Raw genomic sequence first — 16,083 nt, forward strand, 5'->3', positions numbered from 1 at the left:
CTGAGGAAGGGACCACCCCCGTGAGCGACTTCGACCCCAGTCGCCGCCGATTCCTTGGGCACCTCGGCCTCGCCGGCGTCGGCGCCCTCGGCGCCAGCTCGTTGCTGAGCGCGTGCGCCAGCTCCGCCAGTGGCCCGGCGGACAAGGCGTCCGGCGCGATCAGCCTCCAGTCGAACCTCTCCTCGCCGCAGGCGAAGGCGGCGATGGAGAAGATCATCGAGAACTTCAACAAGCAGGGCAGCGGCAGGGCGACGGTGAACACCATCGCCTCCGAGACCTACCGCACGCAGCTGCCGACCTATCTGACCTCCGCGAACCCGCCGGACCTCTACACCTGGTACGCCGGCTCGGTCGCCAACAACTACGCCAGCAAGAATCTCCTGCTCGACGTCTCCGACGTCTGGCAGGGGCTGGGCGACTACCCCCAGTCGCTGCGGAACATCTCCACCGACCCGACCGGCAAGCAGATCTTCGTGCCGATGACCAACTACTGGTGGGGCTTCTTCTACCGCAAGTCCAACTTCGCCAAGTGGGGCGTGCAGGAGCCGAAGACCTGGGCCGAGTTCATCACGCTCTGCCAGACGCTGAAGAGCAAGGGCGTCGCGCCGATCGGCATCGGCCTGGGCGACACCCCCTGGGTCGCCTCGGCCTGGTTCGACTACCTGAACATCCGGATCAACGGCGCCCCGTTCCACCGGGAACTCCTCGCCGGCAAGCAGCGCTTCGACGACCCGAAGGTCAAGGCGGTCTTCGCGCGGTGGCGCGAGGTGCTGCCCTACTTCGACCCGAAGGGCAAGGCCTACCCGTTCCAGGAGGCGACCACGGCGCTGCTGGCGAACAAGACCGGGATGTTCCTCATCGGCACCTTCTTCGCCGACGCCGCCCCGAAGGACGCCCTCGGCGACCTCGACTTCTTCCAGTTCCCGATCATCGACCCGGCGGTGCCGGTCGCCGAGGAGGCGCCCACCGACGGCTTCTTCGCCAGCGCGAAGACGGCGAACCCGGCCGGCACCAAGGCGCTGCTGACCTACCTGGCCTCGGTGCAGGCGCAGGAGACGTACATCCAGAGCAGCTCCGGCATCGTCCTGCCCGCGCACCCGAAGGCGAAGGCCGCCGACAGCCCGCTGGTCGTCAAGGGCAAGGCGATGCTGGACAACGCCAAGGAACTCACCCAGTTCTTCAACCGCGACTCCAGCGACGCGTTGCAGCCGACCGCGGACACCGCGCTCACGAAGTTCATCGACAAGCCCGACCAGATCGACGCGATCCTGCGCGAGTGGCAGGCCGGCGCCGAGAAGGTCTTCAAGGGCTGATGTCGACGCTCGCACCAGCCACCTTCCGCACCTCGGCGGCGGGACCAACGCCCAAGCAGCGGCGGCGCCGGGCCAACCGGCCGTCGCCGCTGCTGGTGGCGTTCGTCCTCGTGCCCTTCGCGGTCGAGAGCATCTGGGTGTTCTGGCCCGCCCTGCAGGGCTTCTACTTCTCGCTCACCCGGTGGGACGGCCTCGAACCGCCCACGTTCATCGGTTTCGGCAACTACACGGAGCTGGCCGGCGACGCGGTCTTCCGGGGTGCGCTGGTCAACACCGTCATCTGGCTGGTGCTCTTCGGCGGGCTGTCGGTCCTCGGCGGGTTCGGGATGGCGCTGCTGCTGCAACGCGAGCGGCGCGGGGTCGGCTTCTACCGCGCCGCGCTGTTCACCCCGGTGGTCTTCAGCCTGGTGGTGACGGCGCTGGTCTGGCGGGTCTTCTACCAGCCCGACGGGCTGGCCGACCAGTTGCTGCGCGCGGTCGGCCTGGAGCAGCTGATCCGGCCCTGGCTCGCCGACCCGCAGACCGCGCTCTACGCGGTGATCCTGCCCGCCCTGTGGCGGCAGATCGGCTACGTCATGGTGCTCTACCTGGCCGGGCTGAAGGCGATCGACCCCGCGCTGCACGAGGCGGCCCGGATGGACGGCGCCAACGCCCGGCAGCGGCTCCGGCACGTGACCATCCCTCAGCTGCGCGGCGTCAACGCGGTGGTGCTCTCGGTCATCGTGATCGACTCGCTGCGTTCGTTCGACATCGTGTGGGCGTTGACCCACGGCGGGCCCTACCACTCGTCCGAGCTGCTGAGCACCTACATGTACTCGGCCGCCTTCCAGAGCCTGCGGCTGGGCTACGGCTCCGCCATCGCAGTGGTGATCTTCATACTCGCGCTCGCGGTCATCCTCGGTTACCTCGTCCGCGCGTTCCGGGAGGACGCATGATCCGCGCACTGCGCACCGGCGCTTTCCACACCGGCATGAGCCTGCTGGCCCTGCTGTGGCTCGGCCCGATCCTCTGGGTCGTCGCCATGTCGACGAGGACCTTCGACGACATCGCGGCGCACGGGGTGGGCAGCCTGCCACACTCGTTCACCCTGGACACCTACCGGCAGGCCTGGACCGACGGCGGTGAGCTGCGCGCCCTGATCAACAGCCTGCTGGTCACCGTGCCCGCTGTCGCCCTCAGCCTGGTACTGGCGGCGCTGGCGGCGTTCGCGCTCAGCCGCTACCGGATCCCCGGCCGACGGGTGATCCTGCTGCTCATGCTCGCCGGGAACCTGCTGCCGCCGCAGATCCTGCTGATCCCGGTCAGCAAGTTCAGCGAACTGACCGGCCTGTACGACACCCTGGCCGCGCTGATCGCGGTGCAGGTGGGCTTCGGGCTGGGCTTCTACACGTTCGTGCTGCATGGCTTCATGCGGGACCTGCCGGGCGAAATGCAGGAGGCCGCCACGATCGACGGGGCCGGACCGGGGCAGATCTTCGCCCGGGTGATCCTCCCGTTGACCCGTCCGGCGCTCGCCGCGCTGGGCGCGCTCTCCTTCACCTGGATCTTCAACGACCTGCTCTGGGCGATCACCGTGCTGCGCACCGACGACAAGATGCCGGTGACCCCCGCCCTGCTCGGGTTGCAGGGCCAGTTCGTCTCGTCGTGGAACGTCATCGCCGCCGGCACGGTCATCGCGGCGGTACCGACGCTGCTGGTGTTCCTGCGCTTCCAGCGGCACTTCGTCTCCGGCCTGGCGCTCGGAGCAGTCAAGTGAGCGACCCGGCCACCGGCAACATCTACGAACGCGCTGCGGTGCGGAACGCGACCGACGCGGGTGAGGACACGGCCCCGCTCGCCGGCCCGTGGACGCTGCGTGGCGTGGCCACCGAGTACACCGTCGTCGTACCCGGGCACGGCCGGTGGCTGGAACTGGTCAGCTGGGGTCCGCCGGGCGTGGCGCACGGACCGTCGCCGGCCAGCTACACCGGCCCGACACCCTTCCTCACCGCCGGGGACTTCGCGCCGGTGGAGTACGCGACCGACGCGGTCCGCCCGTTCACGGGCGCCGACCTGGTCGTCGAGACGGCGACCGGCGACCGGCGGGTCTCCTGGCGCTACCAGCAGGCGGAGACCGACGGCGGTCAGCTTCGGGTGACCTTCGCCGACCCGGTGACCGGGTTGCGCGCGGCACACTGCTACCGGATCCCGGCCGGCACCGACGTGGTGGAGCGGTGGGTGGAGCTCACCAACACCGGCGAGGCTCCGCTGCGCCTGGCCCGGGCCGGCTCTGCCGGGTTCTGCGTGCCGACGCCGCACGGTGCCCGGGTGAGCTACCAGTGGGGCCAGTGGGCGCAGGAGTTCCAGCTCGCGCACCTCGACCTCGGCCACGGGCAGTTCTCCATCGGCAGCTCACAGGGGGTGCCGGGGCACAGCTTCGTACCGTGGCTCGCGGTCCAGGACCGGGCCGAACCCGACGGTCCCACCTGGGGTGTGGCGCTGGCCTGGACGGCTCGTGGCAGATCGTCGCGGAGCCGGACACCGGCGGGCTGACCCGGGTCCGGGTCGGCCGCCGTCTGGTCGACGGTGGGCTGGACCTGCCCGCGGGCGGCGGGATCACCCTGCCGGTGGTCGCCGGCGCCCACAGCGACGCCGGGCTGGCCGGACTGGCCCAGGCCTGGCACCGCTACCAGCGGCAGCTCGCCGGCGACCGGCTCGACCGGGCCCGGCCGGTGCTCTACAACTCGTGGGAGGCGACCGAGTTCGCCGTCGACGCCGACAACCAGCTGGCGCTGGCCCGGATCGCGGCGGAGCTCGGCGTGGAGACCTTCGTCGTCGACGACGGCTGGTTCATCGGGCGGCACGACGACCGTGGCGGGCTGGGCGACTGGACCCCGGACCCGGTCAAGTTCCCGGCCGGTTTCGACGCCTTCATCGCCCAGATCCGCGCCCTCGGCCTCACCTTCGGGCTCTGGGTCGAACCGGAGTCGATCAGCCCGGCGTCGCGCCTGTACGCCGAGCATCCCGACTGGGTCTACGCGATCGACGACCGGCCGATCACCCCGATCCGCAACCAGTACCTGCTCGACCTCGGCCGCCCCGAGGCCGCCGAGTTCGTCCACTCCACGCTGGACGGCCTGCTCCGCCGGCACGACATCGGGTATCTGAAGTGGGACTTCAACCGGCCGCGCACCGAGTCCGGCCGGCCCGGCGCGGCCACCCGGCTGGACCTCGACGGCGCCCACGTCGCCAACGTGCACCGGATCTACGCCGCCCTGCGGCGGGACCACCCGCACGTGACGATCGAGGCGTGCGCCGCTGGCGGCGCCCGTACCGACCTCGCCATGGCCGCCCACGCGGACGTCTTCTGGCCGAGTGACAACACCGGACCGCTGGACCGGCTCGCCATCCAGCACGGCTTCCTGCACGCCAACGCCCCGCACCTGCTCTCTTCGTGGGTGACCGACGCGGTCGGGCTGTTCGACCAGCGGCCCCGCTCGCTGGCGTTCCGGTTCGTGCTCGCGATGGCCGGCGTGCTCGGCATCGGTGCGGACATCCGGCACTGGACGCCCCGACAGCGGGCCGAGGCGGCCAGCTGGATCGGCCGGTACAAGCAGATCCGCGAGGTGATCACGCACGGCGAGGTGCACCTGATCGGCGGGCCCGACCAGCCGCGCTGCGCCGTGCAGTACACCGCGCCGGACGGCGAAAGCGTCGTCGTCCTCGCCTGGCACACCGGCCGGCTCGACGGCCATGGCCTGCTGCCGTCCCGGCCGGTCCGGCTGCCGCTGCGCGGCCTGGCTACCGACGACACCTGGCGGCACGGCGACAACACCTACTCCGGCAGCCACCTCACCGCCGTCGGCCTGCCGGTGCGGTGGACCGCGGACCACGACGCGGAACTGTTCGTCCTGCGCCGAGCCTGACGGCCCATTGGCCGGGCCGGGAACCGCAACCACCTGATCCGATCGGTGACCCCGCCGCCCCACGCTCTCGGCGTCGGGCGGCGGGCCTGCCGGGCCACACCCCGCGGACCTGCCGGAGCGGGGACCTGCGGGACGATCACGCGTAGGCCCGCCCCCGCCGGCCGAAGCGCGCCCTGAACCGGTGCCGGAACGGCACGTGTGTACCGGGCGGCGATGGTGTCGCCGGGGGGTCCAGAGCCGCCGCTCGTGGCAGCGACGTGAGCACGGACCGGGAGGCCTCGTTCCCGCGGGTGATCGACCTGGAGAAAGCAGTCGCACCCAGATGAGGTCACCTGGGTGCGACTGTTTCCGGTTCAGCAGGTGGCGTTCAGGCCGGCCCAGTTGGCCCGGTCGTTGTAGCCCCCGTCGCCCGCGTCCCCGACCACCAGGTCGAGCACCCGGACGCCGGTCAGGTCGACGTCGACCTGACGGATGTCGTCACGGGTCAGCACGCCGGTGTCGAACAGCACCTGGCCGTCGCCGATCACCTGGAAGGTCGCGGTCGCCCCCTCCGGTCCGACGTTGCGCACCGCGTCGTCCAGACCGACGACCGCGGTCAGCCGGCTGCACTCCTTGCCGACGTAGTACCGGACCGTGGACGGCGAGGCTACGCCGATGCCGATCGGGTACACCTGGCCGAGCATGCTGATCGGCGACCAACCACCGACACTGAGGTCGACCGTCGGGCTCATCCAGCCGCTGGTGGCGCTGACCCACTGGTGATGCGACAACACCACCTCGCCGTCCGGCGCGCCGGCGCCACCACCACCGCCGAGACCGTCGTCTGCCGCAGCCGTCCGTGCCCGAGCACCTCGTAGGACGTGGTGGCGGTCAGGGACGCGGCACCGGGTTCGGCCGAGGGCGGCAGCGCCACCGCAAAGGCGAAGGTGGCGGCGCGGCCGGGAAGCAGTTCGCTCGGCGCCTTGCTCAACGGGCGGACCGTCCAGCCGGCGGGCGTTGCCAATCCGACCTGCGGCGCGAACACCGGCCGCAGCCCGTCGTTGCGGACGACCACCTCGACCCGCGCCTCGTCGCCACCGGCGACCATCGGCACGTAGCCGTCCGGCACCGGGTCGCGCGACCCGCGTCACCTGCGGCAGGCCGGCGGTCACGTGCGGCACACCCGGTACGCCCGCGGCCGGGCCGACCCGGAACAATGCGGCGCCGTGGGCCGGAACAGCGGCGCTGATCGTGCCGGCGCTCTCGGTGATCTGATCGGTCCAGGCGTTCTCGACGGTGAACCGCGCCCCGGACAGGCCGACCGAGGCGGCCGTCGTGGTCAGCACCTTCGGGCTCTCGCCGCGGTTGAGCAGCACCACGGCCCGGTCGCCGTCGGCCAGGCGCTTCACCCACGTCTCCGTGGTGCCCGCCGGGCGACCCGGACGGCCTGGACACCGGCGGCGTCCTGGTTGATCGCCAGCATGTCGGGGTCGGTGAGGATGTCGACGGAGGTCTGGCTCAGCTTGCGTACGTCGCTACCGATCACCAGCGGCGCCGCGGCCGCCGCCCACAGAGTCATCTGGGTCCGGAACTCCTCGTCGGTCATCCCGAGTCCCGGGGCGAGGTAGTCCGGGTCGTTGTAGTGGCCGGCCCGGCAACCTCAGGATGCCGCGCGTTCGCGTCGTAGTTGCGCAGCACGTCCTTGAACTTGATGTCCCCGACGAAGCCCACGTCGGTGTAGGTCCGCCAGGACTGCGCGATCTCCGGTGCGTACGTCCAGGAGTACGTCGACTGCTGCTCCTCCGGGTACATGCCCCAGTCGGGCGAGGTCACCGGGTTGCACAGGTTGAAGATGATCGGACGGCCGCTGGCGTTGTTCCGCAGCGCCCGGGCGAACTCGGTGTAGACGGTCTTCGGGTCGAGGTTCGCGGCGATTCCGCAGAGGAAGTCCACCTTCACCGCGTCGAACTCCCAGGCGGCGAACTGGTCCGCATCGCGCTGGTAGTAGCCGCCGCTGCCGAGTCCGCACTTGCCGGGAATGTACGGTCCGGCGTCGGTGTAGATGCCCGCCCTCAGGCCCTTGGCGTGGATGTAGTCAACCAGCGGCTTCAACCCGTTCGGGAAACGGGTCCGGTCGGCCTGCAGGTCGCCGGCGGCCGTCCGCGGCTCCGGGTCCTGCCAGCCGCCGTCGAGCCAGACGATGTCGTAGCCGGCCCGAGCCAGGCCGCGGGAGACCAGGGCGTCGGCGACCTCCTTCACCGACTCCGCGAAGAAGTTGCCGCCGAGGCCGAAGTAGGTGTTCCAGCCCTGGTACGGCGTCGGGCTGAGCAGCTGCTGAGCTGCTGACTCCGCGCCACCGACAGTGCCGGCCGCCGGGCCGGCGTGAGCGGGTGTGGATGCGGTCAAGAGACTAACCGTGACGGCGAGCAGGGCGGTGGGTACAAGTCGTTTCACATCGGATTCCTTCGCTGCCGAGGAATGGGGGGGCGCCGCGTCGAGCTCCGTGCCGGCCACCTTCTGGACCTGCTCGTGCTCCGGCTGGACCTCGCCTCCGTGCCGCTGGGCGGCCAGCCCACCGGCACGGAAAGCCTGGAGCGGCACCGCGCGATCTGCGGCCGGTGCCGCGCGCGCGACGGTCCTGCTCGAGTCGGACACCTTCAGCGGGAGGCTGGAAATGTCTGACGTGGAGGTGACGCAGCCGTCGATGAGGGTCGCGGCGACCGGACACTCCGAGTCCGTTGCGGACGGCCCCCGATCGGCTGCCAGACCAGTCATGCCCGTGCTCCTGAGGTTTGTTTCCGGGATCTTGCCCCTGGCTACCGCAAGCTGTCAATATTAATTCCTAAATTATTATTTCTCTGCCGCCTGAGCCCCGTCCACATCCGACCCATGACCCCCCATGACCAGGTGGGGAGGACCGTAGGGCGGCGAAGACAGAGACAGAACCCAGGGAGGGAAGCGGGGCGAAGTGTGCGTGCGGGTGGTCTTCGGCTGCCAGGCGACTGGTGGCGAGGGTCGCCAGCAGCGCGCAGTGATTTCGGCAGGGCACGCCCCAGGACCAGCAGGGCCTCACCGAGATCGCCACGCCGTTGTTGCAGCTCTCCCCGCCACCGCGATCAAACACGCGGTCGCTGCCGGCAGTGGCCGGCCATGCTCAGCTCGCTGGCCGTCACCGCCGAGCTGACCGCCGCGACACTCGTCGCCGTACCCTTCGTGGGGCTGCCGCTGCGCCGCGACCCGCGTGCAGTCTGGGCGGCCGGGCTACAGCTCACGGGGCCCGCCCGGGATCTGTTCGCCCTCGCCACCTGACCGGCCCCGGCCCGCGCCGGTGGCGCCGACGCGTACGCCTTACCGGGTCCGGCTCAGCACCGGCGCAGACGGAGTCGGTTCCGGCCTGCCGGTGTGGCCCGGCGCGGAGCCGGGTCACGCCGGGCCGGATCGGAATGGGCGGGTCGGGCCGCCGCCGGCGGTATGACGGCGGCTGGCCCTGGCGGCGTGGTCAGGACGGGTTGTCGCCGTGGGTCAGGGTCTCCCAGGCGACGAAGAGGTTGTTGCTGCCGGCGGGGCGCTGCTGCATGGTCAGGGTCTGGGTGTTGGCCATCGCGTAACCGAGGCGGTTGGCCATCGCGTTGTAGCCGACCTCGGTGATCGGCCCGAGACCCCGGTTGAGACTGCGCCGCAGAGCCAGGAGGGTGCCGGCTCGCCGAGCTGGTACTTCGAGTGGAAGCCAAGGGCGTGCCGCAACCGCTCACCGACCTGCGGATACAGGTCCCGTCCCTGAATCCGGGAGGTCTCCGCAATGTGCGAGATGGCGGAGATCCCGTAGCCGGTGTGGGTGAAGTCGCGGCAGGTCTCCTGGGCGAGGCCGGCGACGAAGGTCGACTGGCCGTGCCAGTAGTTAATGATCTCGCTGCTGGTGTCCAGCCCGCTGCCAGGCACCGTGTACGGCAGGGTGCCGTCACTGGGCAGGTAGATGAAGGCCCGGGTGCGGTTGAGGTAGCGGGTGACCGCCGCGTCGTAGCTGGCCTGGTCATCCAGGAAGACAGAGATGCCGACCGCGGCCTCCATCATGCTCAGCTCCCAGTTGCCGTTGCTGTTGGAGCCGTTGCGGACCACCGGCAGGTAGACGTTGCGCAGCATGGTGGTGAACCGGGTGGCGTTGGGCCAACTGCCGTACGTGTACCGGATGATCTCCGCGGCCCGGGGCCAGACCGAACCCGCCCAGCCGGTCTGCAACGGGGCGTTGCTGCCGGTGTGTGAAGTGATCGTCGCCGACCAGGCGTCCATGATCTGTATCGACTTCTGGGCGTACCGGCCGTCCCCGGTGAGGTACCAGGCGAGCGCGGTGGTGTATGCGGCGATGGCGTCTTCGCGCTCGTCGGTGCAGCCGTAGTTGGGGTTGGAGTAGGAGCCACACTCGACGACCGAGCGGGGCGCCGGGTTTCGCGACAGGTTGGCGTACCAGCTACTCATCATCTGGTTGTAGGCCGAGGCCCAGGGCTGCGCGCCGGCCTGCACCCGGGACCGGACGAAGTCGAGCTGGCTGCGGCTGACCAGTACCCCGGGGTGCGTGAACCCGCCCGAGGGGGGTGGGGTGCCATCGCCGGTGGGCAGCGTCCAGCTCTGGTTGGCGGCGCCGGTACAGGTCCAGATCTGCAGCGAGGTGCCGTCGGCCGAGCTCGGGCCGGTCGCGTCGAGGCACTTGCCGGAGGCCGGGTTCATCAATTGTCCGCTCGCGTACGACCACTGCTGTGCGCCGGTGCCGTTGCAGTCGTAGATCTGCACCTTGGCGCCGTTGGCGGTGCCGGCTGCGGCCACGTCGAGGCACTTGCCGAGCGCCCGCATCGTGCCGTCGTCGGCGACGGTCCACTGTTGCGCCGCAGTGCCGTTGCAGGTGAAGAGCTGCACCTGGGTGCCGTTGGCCGGGTTCGCCCCGGCGACGTCGACACACTTGCCGCCATACCCGGTGATGGCCCCCACGACGGCCGCGGATGCCGCGGGCATGCTGACCGTCAGGCTCGCGGGTATGACGAGCGTGGCCGCGGCGAGCGCCGCGGCCAACCGGATGCGGGGCCGAGAGGAAGCGGCCCCGGCCAATTGTCGCGCCATGTCCTGGTCCTTTCCGTGCAGAGCGGTCGATGCGGGACGGTCCGCCGAGGCGGCAGGCTGGTCACCGGGTTGGGCCGTAGCGGGTTGGCCCGTCGGTCGGTGGCGGGAGCTCGGCCGAGACTGCGGAGCAAGCTGTTAAGGAAGTTAATTATTGCGATAGAGTCGATCAATATCAATGTCTGGAGCGAGGGCATCCGCCATGGATGGGCTGCCGCGAAGCGCCTTGGGGCGGGATGCGGCTGCCTCGATCGCGGAGTCGTTGCCGTCGTTCCCGCCGCCGATCGCGATCGACACCTTGACGTTGTTGCCGGGGGCCTTCCCATTGTCGGGGGCTGCGCCGTACCGCCCGGCCGGCGCTGGATCGACCAGTCGCCGGGCCGGGCGTACTCGCCCACCGCCTGCTGCATGACGGTGAGACGGTGATGGGGATGCTGGTCGACCGTCGCGACGAGCTGGGCCGCGCACGCAGACCATCAACCGGTGCACCGGCTGCTGCTGGAGCTGTTCCCAGGCGGGGCAAAGCAGTTTCTGCCCGCACGGCAGGCACGTGCGCGACCATCAGACCCAGGGACATCGTGGGCAAAACCAGACGCCGCCTCGCCGTCGAGCCCATGGTGAACTCGAGGGCATCGACAAGAGAAACAAGGCCGCGGAGAAGGACCTCAAGGAGCTGGTGGTCGCCCGCAACTCCGCCCTGATGGACCTGCACGCGATCGGCCCCTCAGGCGCAGCCCGGCTGCTGGCAGACGTCGGGACCCTGCACATCATGGCCGTGGTCCAGCTGCGCAACCGCACCGAAGGGCGCGTACGGGGCACCGCGAAGGGATCCGCGGGAAGGAAGCAGCGGTAGCCCGGCAGCGGCTGCGGATCGTCGAGTACCACTTGTTGCAGGCAACCGGCGGGCGCCAGACCGTCCGGCCGGTCGCTGACCCGCATGCCCGGCAAAGCTCCACCGCTACCGACCGCCGCGGCCGGCGGCGCGAGCGGATGCGTCGGGCCATCCACTAACGTCCGGGGTTGTGGCAGCCAAAGCAGCGGGAGCGTTCCGTCGGACGGCGATCGAGCGATCAGACCAGCGCGTCGCATGGGAACGGACGGACCAAGCCTTCTTCGCTGCCGGAGCGTGTCACATCCTCGCCTGGGTCTGCCGAGATTCCTACCCAGACCGGCCGATCGAGATAGCGGCCTTGCGCTTCGCGGGCGACCGGCAGGTCTTTCACACCTACGCGATCTGGGATGGCTGGGCGCTCGACCACTCGGGCTGGAATCCCGAGCCGCAGTTGCTGATGGTCAACACAGACTTCGAAGGCCACCCGCTAGAGCGCATCAAGATCATGGAAAGTCTCGCCGAGTTCTGCGAGAAGCACCACCACCGCATGCCGAACCAGTATTGGCATGACCCGCTCCCCCGCGCTCGCGACTACGTGGGCCGATACATCCCACCCTGGGCCTAGCGCCTCCGGCGCACAATCGTCGGCCGGAGCAGGTGTTCACTTACTGGCCGCTGGTGACGCACCGTAACGCCTGGTCGGCGGCAGTTGCGGGTTCGACTTCGACCGCACGCAGCTGCAGGGGCAGCACCAGCTGGACATCCTGTGCTGCTTCCTGCGCAACATCAGCCGTCAGCTAGGAAAGCGGGTTCGTCTCACGCCGGAGAACACCCCAGACCGGCCCTTGATCATCTATTCACCACCGGATGATCGGTTCACCTGAACGTAGGACCGAGTCGTCATTGACCACGCCCACCGTCAGCCAGCCGATTGCGGCGGCATCAAGTGGAGCCGCGCCGGCGAGGTGATGTGGATCGACGCGAGTTTGCCGATCGCCGGGTACGGCCACAACGTCGGCGGGTACGGCGCGCGGCTCGGCCGACTCGCCGCCGACGTGTGGGAACACTTCGGCGCCGGCACCCGCCCGACCGTGCTGGACCTCGCCGCCTGGCACGCCTCGGCGCGGGTCGACCGGATCGTCGTCGCGCACGCCGACGACACCACCACGCAGGTGCCGGTCGGCCGCGGCGCGGAGGCCGTGGCCGCGGTCCGGGCGGCGGCGACCCGCGACGCCGGGGAGGGCGTGTCGCCGCTGCCCCGGGCGGCGAAGATGTTCGTCGCGACGGTGGACCAGGACCGGCTGGGGGTGCTCCTCGACGGCGAGGTGGCCGACGGCTCGACCGCCCTGCTGCTCGCAGGGCGGTCCGGGGCACCGTGGACGCTGGTGTCCGCCGCGGACCTGGCCGCCGGGCTCGTGCCGCTGTAACCGCCGGACCGGAGTCGACGCTCGGCCCGTACCGTTGGTGGGGTGGCTACCGTCGCCAGAATGTCGATCACGGCCCGTACGGTGCGGCTGCTCATGCCAGTGGCCGCGCTGCTGTTCCTGGGCCTCGCACTGCTGATCCGCGTCGTCGACGACGGGGCACTGCGGCAGTACTCCGGCACTGGGCTGTACGCGTCGATGGTCTGGGCCGGGGTGCTGTTCCTGTGGCCGCGGATGGCGCCGGTGCCGGCCGGGACGGTCGCCACCGTCTTCTGCTGGGTGGTGGAGTGCGCGCAGCTGACCGGGGTGCCGGCCGAGCTGTCGGCGCGGAGCCTGGCGGCGAGGCTGGCGCTGGGTGTGCAGTTCGACCCGGTCGACCTGGCCTGGTACCCGGCCGGCGTGGCTCCCCTGGTGGTGCTGCACCACCTGCTGCGCGCCCGGACCCGCCCCGCGTCGCGACCACCGCGCGACGTCGTCCCGCCACCGGCAGCCCTCCCGGTTGACACCCGTCCGTAGCTGCCATCGGAGCTGACCCGGCACCTCGCGGCTCACTGGTGGCAGGAGTGTCGCCCTTCCCATGCACCACGCCGTCTGGTGCGGTAGACGATGGTGTCGTTGCGGTTGCCCGGCTGCGGCTCGCTGATGGCGATGACGAGGCGGGTGCTGGCGTCGATGGCGACCTGCAGGTTCGTCGAGTAGCGGTAGTTCTTGCTCGGTGCGGCGAGACGGTGGTCCCGGGTAGGGATGAGGGTGCGTCGACGATGGCGATCTGGTCGACCGGCCGCCGGCGTACCCGGGGGCCAGGTTACGTGTACCGGGCCATCGACCAGCACGGCCAGGTCATCGACGTGCTCGTCTCCGCCCGCCGTGACGCCGCCGCAGCCCGGCGGTTCTTCCGGCGAGTACTGGCGACGGTGAAGGTGACGCCGTCCGAGGTGATCACCGACGCGGCTGCGATCCATCCCGGCGTGCTCGACGAGCTGATCCCACAGGCGTGGCACCACGTCGAGCAGTATGCGAACAATCCGATCGAATCCGACCACGGCCAGCTCAAGCACCGACTCAAACCGATGCGAGGGCTACGCAACGACCGAACAGCTCAAACAATCATCGCAGGGCATGCCTTCGTCCAGAACCTCCGCCGCGGACACTACGAACTCGCCATCGATTCCCCACCCGCCACTCGGGTGGCCGAGGCTTTCACCGAGCTGGCCCAGGCGATCTAACCAGCGCTCCCAGCGCGATTCACCGTGTCTACCGAACCGGTAATGCAACAGTCCCCGCAGGCGGGGCCGGGCGCGCACCGTGTCTCCACCCCGCACCACACCAACCGTCAAACGACCCCCGGCCAAGGGTTGCTCCACGTCATGCTCGCCGCCCTGACTCACCTCGCAACCCTAGGGACCGCGCGGCCGCTGTTGAAATCAGGAGGTCGACCGGGATGAGGTGGTTCTTCCAGGTCCCCGTCCGCGGCGGCACCCCGCGAACGGGGTTGCGAAGATAAACGATCTTCGACGACACTTCCCCCCGACCGTCCCGCCCGACACCGGCGGGCCTGACCGCGCAGGGGAGCCCATGCAGCCGTTGCACCCGGAGCCGACCTCACGGCGCCCGCTCTGGACGTGGGCCGGCGCCGCCGCGGGGCTCGCACTCGCCCTCACCATGTTCCTCAACAACAGCGGACCGCGCACCGGCGCCGCTGCGAGCCGGCCCACCACGGGCACCTTCGTGGTCTCCGGCGCGGTGGTGCTCGGCGACGGCGCGTCCTTCACCAGGGACGACCACGGCGGCTGCGCCGGCACGGGCGCCCACGCCGACGTCGTCGACGGTGCCCCGGTGCTCATCACGACCACAGGCGGGTTGGCCGCCGGGAGGCTGACCGACCCGCGCGCGCTCACCGACGGCACCTGCCGATTGTGGTTCTCCGTCCGCGGGGTGCCGACCGGGCAGGACGCCTACCTGGTCATGGTCGCCGACCGGGACCCCCGCCAGTACGCCGAACAGGAGCTGACCGGCGCGCTGGTGAGCCTGCGCATCGACTGAAACCGGTCAGAGTCAAGGGGCAACAGAGGAGAAGCCCGTTACTGGCGGCTCCGGCGACGGGCTTCATAGCTGCAAATATCGATGATGCTTGTGCTGACGGACCTGTTCGTCCCAGACCTCTTGGTCGCAGTCCGGGTCCGGCGGGACACGCGCGTCGAGCGGCCGGATCAGCACGGAGCCGGCGCCGCCGGAGTCGGTCGGCGAGCGATCCTCGGGGCTTCCTCCTGGTGAGGTCTCTCCCCGCCCTGGCTTCCAAAGTCGCGAAGGCCGCCGGTGCGGGGCGACCTCGACGTGCGTGTGTCCGAACCCCTCAACTCGTCAGGCAGAGCCGTCCAGGTTGACTACCTGGCCGTCGAGGGTATCGGTGCTGGCACCGGTGGTGCCGGGTCGCGACACGCCCCACACCACGGCCGAGATTGCCGCCTCGGTCCTGATGAAGTGATCCGTAAGGCTGTCAGGTTGCGACTGGACGGCGCCTCTGACCTCGCCGCCTTCAGCGCAGTCGCCGCGCACCTCGGCGCCAAGGGCGGCGACACCCTCTTCATCGACGACAGTCCCGTGAACGTCGCGGCCGCGCGCGCATCAGGCTGGCATGCCGTCAGATTCCACAGCCCGAGAAACTCGAGCGGGTCCTGTCCGCCAACCGCACCGGCCCACCCTGAGCGGCGTCCCGCGTCCACTGGCTTCGCGACCACCAGCACGCCGGCATGTGGTGGTCCGAATGCCTGCAGCACGCCCGGCAGAGTTCCGTCAGCGGGAGGTCGCGCCGCAGGTGCCTCGCGATGACCGTCTAGGTGGAGCAGAGCTGGGGACGCAGGGTGTTGTAGGTCCACTGTTCCCATTGCTCGGGTGACCAGCCGCGGTCACGCACGAACAGCAGGTAGAGCTCGGTGCTCAGTAGGGCGTACAGGAGATCGGCGGCGGTTTCGGTGGAGACTCCCGGGCGCGCTCCCGGCTTGGCGACCAGGGCCTTCGCGGCGGCTGTGTGCACCTCGAACCTGGGGTTCTTGCCATGTGGCCAGAGCTGCGCGACGTCAGCGTCGGTCGCGGCAGCCGTGGCGACCATCTTCGTGATCACCGCGACCCGTTCCAAGATCTCGCGGGTGCCCCGGACGTGTGCCCTTAGCTGGGCGTCGGCGGTCGCCGCTGCCAGGGCGTCACGAAACCACGGTCGGTTCATCGTCGCGACCGGCTCGTCGTCCCCGGCGATGGTCACGTCGACGAGCTCCTTCAGTAGCGACCGCTTGTTGCCGAAGACGAAGTAGATCGTCTGCACGGCCACACCCGCGCGCGCGGCGACATCCTGCATGTTGGTCGCGCCGTACCCATGGTCGACGAACAGACCACGGGCGGCCTCCAGGATGCATCTCCGGGTCTCCGCGGCCTTCTGGGTCCGCTTGTTCACTCGCTTGACATCGGTCACCGCAATAGCGTACCTCTAGAAGTCGTCACTAGTGAACGCCTCTAGCGAAAGGCTCCAG

At 70.1% G+C, this 16,083-nt stretch carries 19 protein-coding genes and 3 pseudogenes; 13 read left to right on the forward strand and 9 right to left on the reverse strand.

Translation table 11 applies throughout. The features are described 5' to 3' along the window. Positions 1-20: 20 nt before the first annotated feature. From JNW87_RS02935 to JNW87_RS02955, 5 genes are read left to right on the forward strand one after another with little or no spacing between them, the layout of a single operon-like run. Entirely contained in the window at positions 21-1,313 is a 1,293-nt protein-coding gene (locus JNW87_RS02935; protein ID WP_109801258.1) for an ABC transporter substrate-binding protein, read from the forward strand. Continuing rightward, a complete protein-coding gene (locus tag JNW87_RS02940) occupies positions 1,313-2,248 on the forward strand; it encodes a carbohydrate ABC transporter permease (protein WP_109801257.1) in 936 nt (311 codons plus the stop codon). The genes JNW87_RS02935 and JNW87_RS02940 overlap by 1 nt, the downstream gene beginning before the upstream one ends. Continuing rightward, positions 2,245-3,069: a carbohydrate ABC transporter permease gene (locus JNW87_RS02945; RefSeq protein WP_236647486.1), complete on the forward strand. Its 825-nt coding sequence runs from the start codon at positions 2,245-2,247 to the stop codon at positions 3,067-3,069. The genes JNW87_RS02940 and JNW87_RS02945 overlap by 4 nt, the downstream gene beginning before the upstream one ends. Further along, entirely contained in the window at positions 3,066-3,845 is a 780-nt protein-coding gene (locus JNW87_RS40410; RefSeq protein ID WP_238452915.1) for a glycoside hydrolase family 36 N-terminal domain-containing protein, read from the forward strand. The genes JNW87_RS02945 and JNW87_RS40410 overlap by 4 nt, the downstream gene beginning before the upstream one ends. Beyond that, positions 3,737-5,218 (forward strand): alpha-galactosidase, encoded by a 1,482-nt coding sequence (locus tag JNW87_RS02955; protein WP_238452916.1) that lies wholly within the window; start codon positions 3,737-3,739, stop codon positions 5,216-5,218. Before JNW87_RS40410 ends, JNW87_RS02955 begins: the two co-directional genes overlap by 109 nt. A gap of 353 nt (positions 5,219-5,571) precedes the next feature. Here the strand turns inward: JNW87_RS02955 and JNW87_RS02960 are convergent, their stop codons facing one another. From JNW87_RS02960 to JNW87_RS02970, 5 genes and pseudogenes are all read right to left on the reverse strand, one after another. Next, positions 5,572-5,949 carry an NPCBM/NEW2 domain-containing protein gene (locus tag JNW87_RS02960; RefSeq protein ID WP_238452917.1) on the reverse strand — a complete coding sequence of 126 codons (378 nt, stop codon included), beginning with the start codon at positions 5,947-5,949 and terminating at the stop codon, positions 5,572-5,574. Continuing rightward, complete coding sequence (locus JNW87_RS02965) at positions 5,946-6,326, reverse strand: NEW3 domain-containing protein (protein WP_238452918.1); 381 nt, start codon at positions 6,324-6,326, stop codon at positions 5,946-5,948. The genes JNW87_RS02960 and JNW87_RS02965 overlap by 4 nt, the downstream gene beginning before the upstream one ends. A gap of 136 nt (positions 6,327-6,462) precedes the next feature. Beyond that, positions 6,463-6,606, reverse strand: a pseudogene (locus tag JNW87_RS41245) (hypothetical protein); the annotation flags it as partial. After that, positions 6,603-6,803, reverse strand: coding sequence for a hypothetical protein (locus JNW87_RS39215; protein WP_255543343.1), 201 nt, complete (start codon positions 6,801-6,803; stop codon positions 6,603-6,605). The gene JNW87_RS39215 and the pseudogene JNW87_RS41245, both read right to left, overlap by 4 nt. Further along, a complete protein-coding gene (locus tag JNW87_RS02970) occupies positions 6,800-7,651 on the reverse strand; it encodes a glycoside hydrolase family 27 protein (protein WP_309233889.1) in 852 nt (283 codons plus the stop codon). Before JNW87_RS02970 ends, JNW87_RS39215 begins: the two co-directional genes overlap by 4 nt. A 696-nt stretch (positions 7,652-8,347) precedes the next feature. On the opposite strand from JNW87_RS02970, the gene JNW87_RS02975 reads away from it, so the two are divergent. Then, entirely contained in the window at positions 8,348-8,506 is a 159-nt protein-coding gene (locus JNW87_RS02975) for a hypothetical protein (RefSeq protein ID WP_161557790.1), read from the forward strand. 270 nt (positions 8,507-8,776) lie between these two features. Here JNW87_RS02975 and JNW87_RS02980 read toward each other — a convergent pair whose 3' ends face one another. Together JNW87_RS02980 and JNW87_RS02985 are read right to left on the reverse strand one after the other, a co-directional pair. Continuing rightward, positions 8,777-10,306: a ricin-type beta-trefoil lectin domain protein gene (locus JNW87_RS02980; protein ID WP_238452919.1), complete on the reverse strand. Its 1,530-nt coding sequence runs from the start codon at positions 10,304-10,306 to the stop codon at positions 8,777-8,779. 144 nt (positions 10,307-10,450) lie between these two features. Further along, on the reverse strand, positions 10,451-10,600 hold the full coding sequence (locus tag JNW87_RS02985; protein ID WP_201749560.1) for a hypothetical protein: 150 nt from the start codon (positions 10,598-10,600) through the stop codon (positions 10,451-10,453). A gap of 253 nt (positions 10,601-10,853) precedes the next feature. Between JNW87_RS02985 and JNW87_RS02990 the strand changes: the two genes are divergently transcribed. From JNW87_RS02990 to JNW87_RS03005, 4 genes are all read left to right on the forward strand, one after another. Next, positions 10,854-11,156 (forward strand): hypothetical protein, encoded by a 303-nt coding sequence (locus JNW87_RS02990; protein ID WP_201749559.1) that lies wholly within the window; start codon positions 10,854-10,856, stop codon positions 11,154-11,156. A gap of 169 nt (positions 11,157-11,325) precedes the next feature. Then, on the forward strand, positions 11,326-11,760 hold the full coding sequence (locus JNW87_RS02995) for a hypothetical protein (protein ID WP_109801254.1): 435 nt from the start codon (positions 11,326-11,328) through the stop codon (positions 11,758-11,760). Positions 11,761-12,103: 343 nt separating this feature from the next. Then, positions 12,104-12,562 (forward strand): hypothetical protein, encoded by a 459-nt coding sequence (locus JNW87_RS03000; protein WP_109801253.1) that lies wholly within the window; start codon positions 12,104-12,106, stop codon positions 12,560-12,562. Positions 12,563-12,622: 60 nt separating this feature from the next. Beyond that, positions 12,623-13,075: a DUF2809 domain-containing protein gene (locus tag JNW87_RS03005; RefSeq protein ID WP_109801252.1), complete on the forward strand. Its 453-nt coding sequence runs from the start codon at positions 12,623-12,625 to the stop codon at positions 13,073-13,075. An 80-nt stretch (positions 13,076-13,155) separates the two neighbouring features. On the opposite strand, the pseudogene JNW87_RS03010 reads toward JNW87_RS03005, so the two are convergent. Then, a pseudogene (locus tag JNW87_RS03010) lies at positions 13,156-13,352 on the reverse strand (transposase); the annotation flags it as partial. A 13-nt stretch (positions 13,353-13,365) separates the two neighbouring features. On the opposite strand from JNW87_RS03010, the pseudogene JNW87_RS03015 reads away from it, so the two are divergent. The 3 genes and pseudogenes from JNW87_RS03015 to JNW87_RS41250 form a co-directional block, all read left to right on the forward strand. Continuing rightward, positions 13,366-13,785: pseudogene (locus JNW87_RS03015) on the forward strand (DDE-type integrase/transposase/recombinase); the annotation flags it as partial. Positions 13,786-14,134: 349 nt separating this feature from the next. Beyond that, a complete protein-coding gene (locus JNW87_RS03020) occupies positions 14,135-14,602 on the forward strand; it encodes a hypothetical protein (protein ID WP_109801250.1) in 468 nt (155 codons plus the stop codon). 438 nt (positions 14,603-15,040) lie between these two features. Further along, positions 15,041-15,388 (forward strand): HAD-IA family hydrolase, encoded by a 348-nt coding sequence (locus JNW87_RS41250; protein WP_375373453.1) that lies wholly within the window; start codon positions 15,041-15,043, stop codon positions 15,386-15,388. A gap of 4 nt (positions 15,389-15,392) precedes the next feature. Here JNW87_RS41250 and JNW87_RS03025 read toward each other — a convergent pair whose 3' ends face one another. Beyond that, positions 15,393-16,025, reverse strand: coding sequence for a TetR/AcrR family transcriptional regulator (locus JNW87_RS03025; RefSeq protein WP_238452920.1), 633 nt, complete (start codon positions 16,023-16,025; stop codon positions 15,393-15,395). Between the last annotated feature and the right edge of the window lie 58 nt (positions 16,026-16,083).

Origin of the sequence: Micromonospora sp. ATA51, from assembly GCF_016802855.1 — a bacterium.
GTDB lineage: Bacteria > Actinomycetota > Actinomycetes > Mycobacteriales > Micromonosporaceae > Micromonospora > Micromonospora sicca.

What these genes read in the sequence shown, in the direction of transcription:
- JNW87_RS02940 (WP_109801257.1), top strand. Translation starts at nt 1,313, where the DNA reads ATGTCGACGCTCGCACCAGCCACCTTCCGCACCTCGGCGGCGGGACCA.
- JNW87_RS02945 (WP_236647486.1), top strand. Translation starts at nt 2,245, where the DNA reads ATGATCCGCGCACTGCGCACCGGCGCTTTCCACACCGGCATGAGCCTG.
- JNW87_RS02960 (WP_238452917.1), bottom strand. Translation starts at nt 5,949, where the DNA reads ATGAGCCCGACGGTCGACCTCAGTGTCGGTGGTTGGTCGCCGATCAGC.
- JNW87_RS39215 (WP_255543343.1), bottom strand. Translation starts at nt 6,803, where the DNA reads ATGACCGACGAGGAGTTCCGGACCCAGATGACTCTGTGGGCGGCGGCC.
- JNW87_RS02975 (WP_161557790.1), top strand. Translation starts at nt 8,348, where the DNA reads ATGCTCAGCTCGCTGGCCGTCACCGCCGAGCTGACCGCCGCGACACTC.
- JNW87_RS02980 (WP_238452919.1), bottom strand. Translation starts at nt 10,306, where the DNA reads ATGGCGCGACAATTGGCCGGGGCCGCTTCCTCTCGGCCCCGCATCCGG.
- JNW87_RS03000 (WP_109801253.1), top strand. Translation starts at nt 12,104, where the DNA reads ATGTGGATCGACGCGAGTTTGCCGATCGCCGGGTACGGCCACAACGTC.
- JNW87_RS03005 (WP_109801252.1), top strand. Translation starts at nt 12,623, where the DNA reads ATGTCGATCACGGCCCGTACGGTGCGGCTGCTCATGCCAGTGGCCGCG.
- JNW87_RS03020 (WP_109801250.1), top strand. Translation starts at nt 14,135, where the DNA reads ATGCAGCCGTTGCACCCGGAGCCGACCTCACGGCGCCCGCTCTGGACG.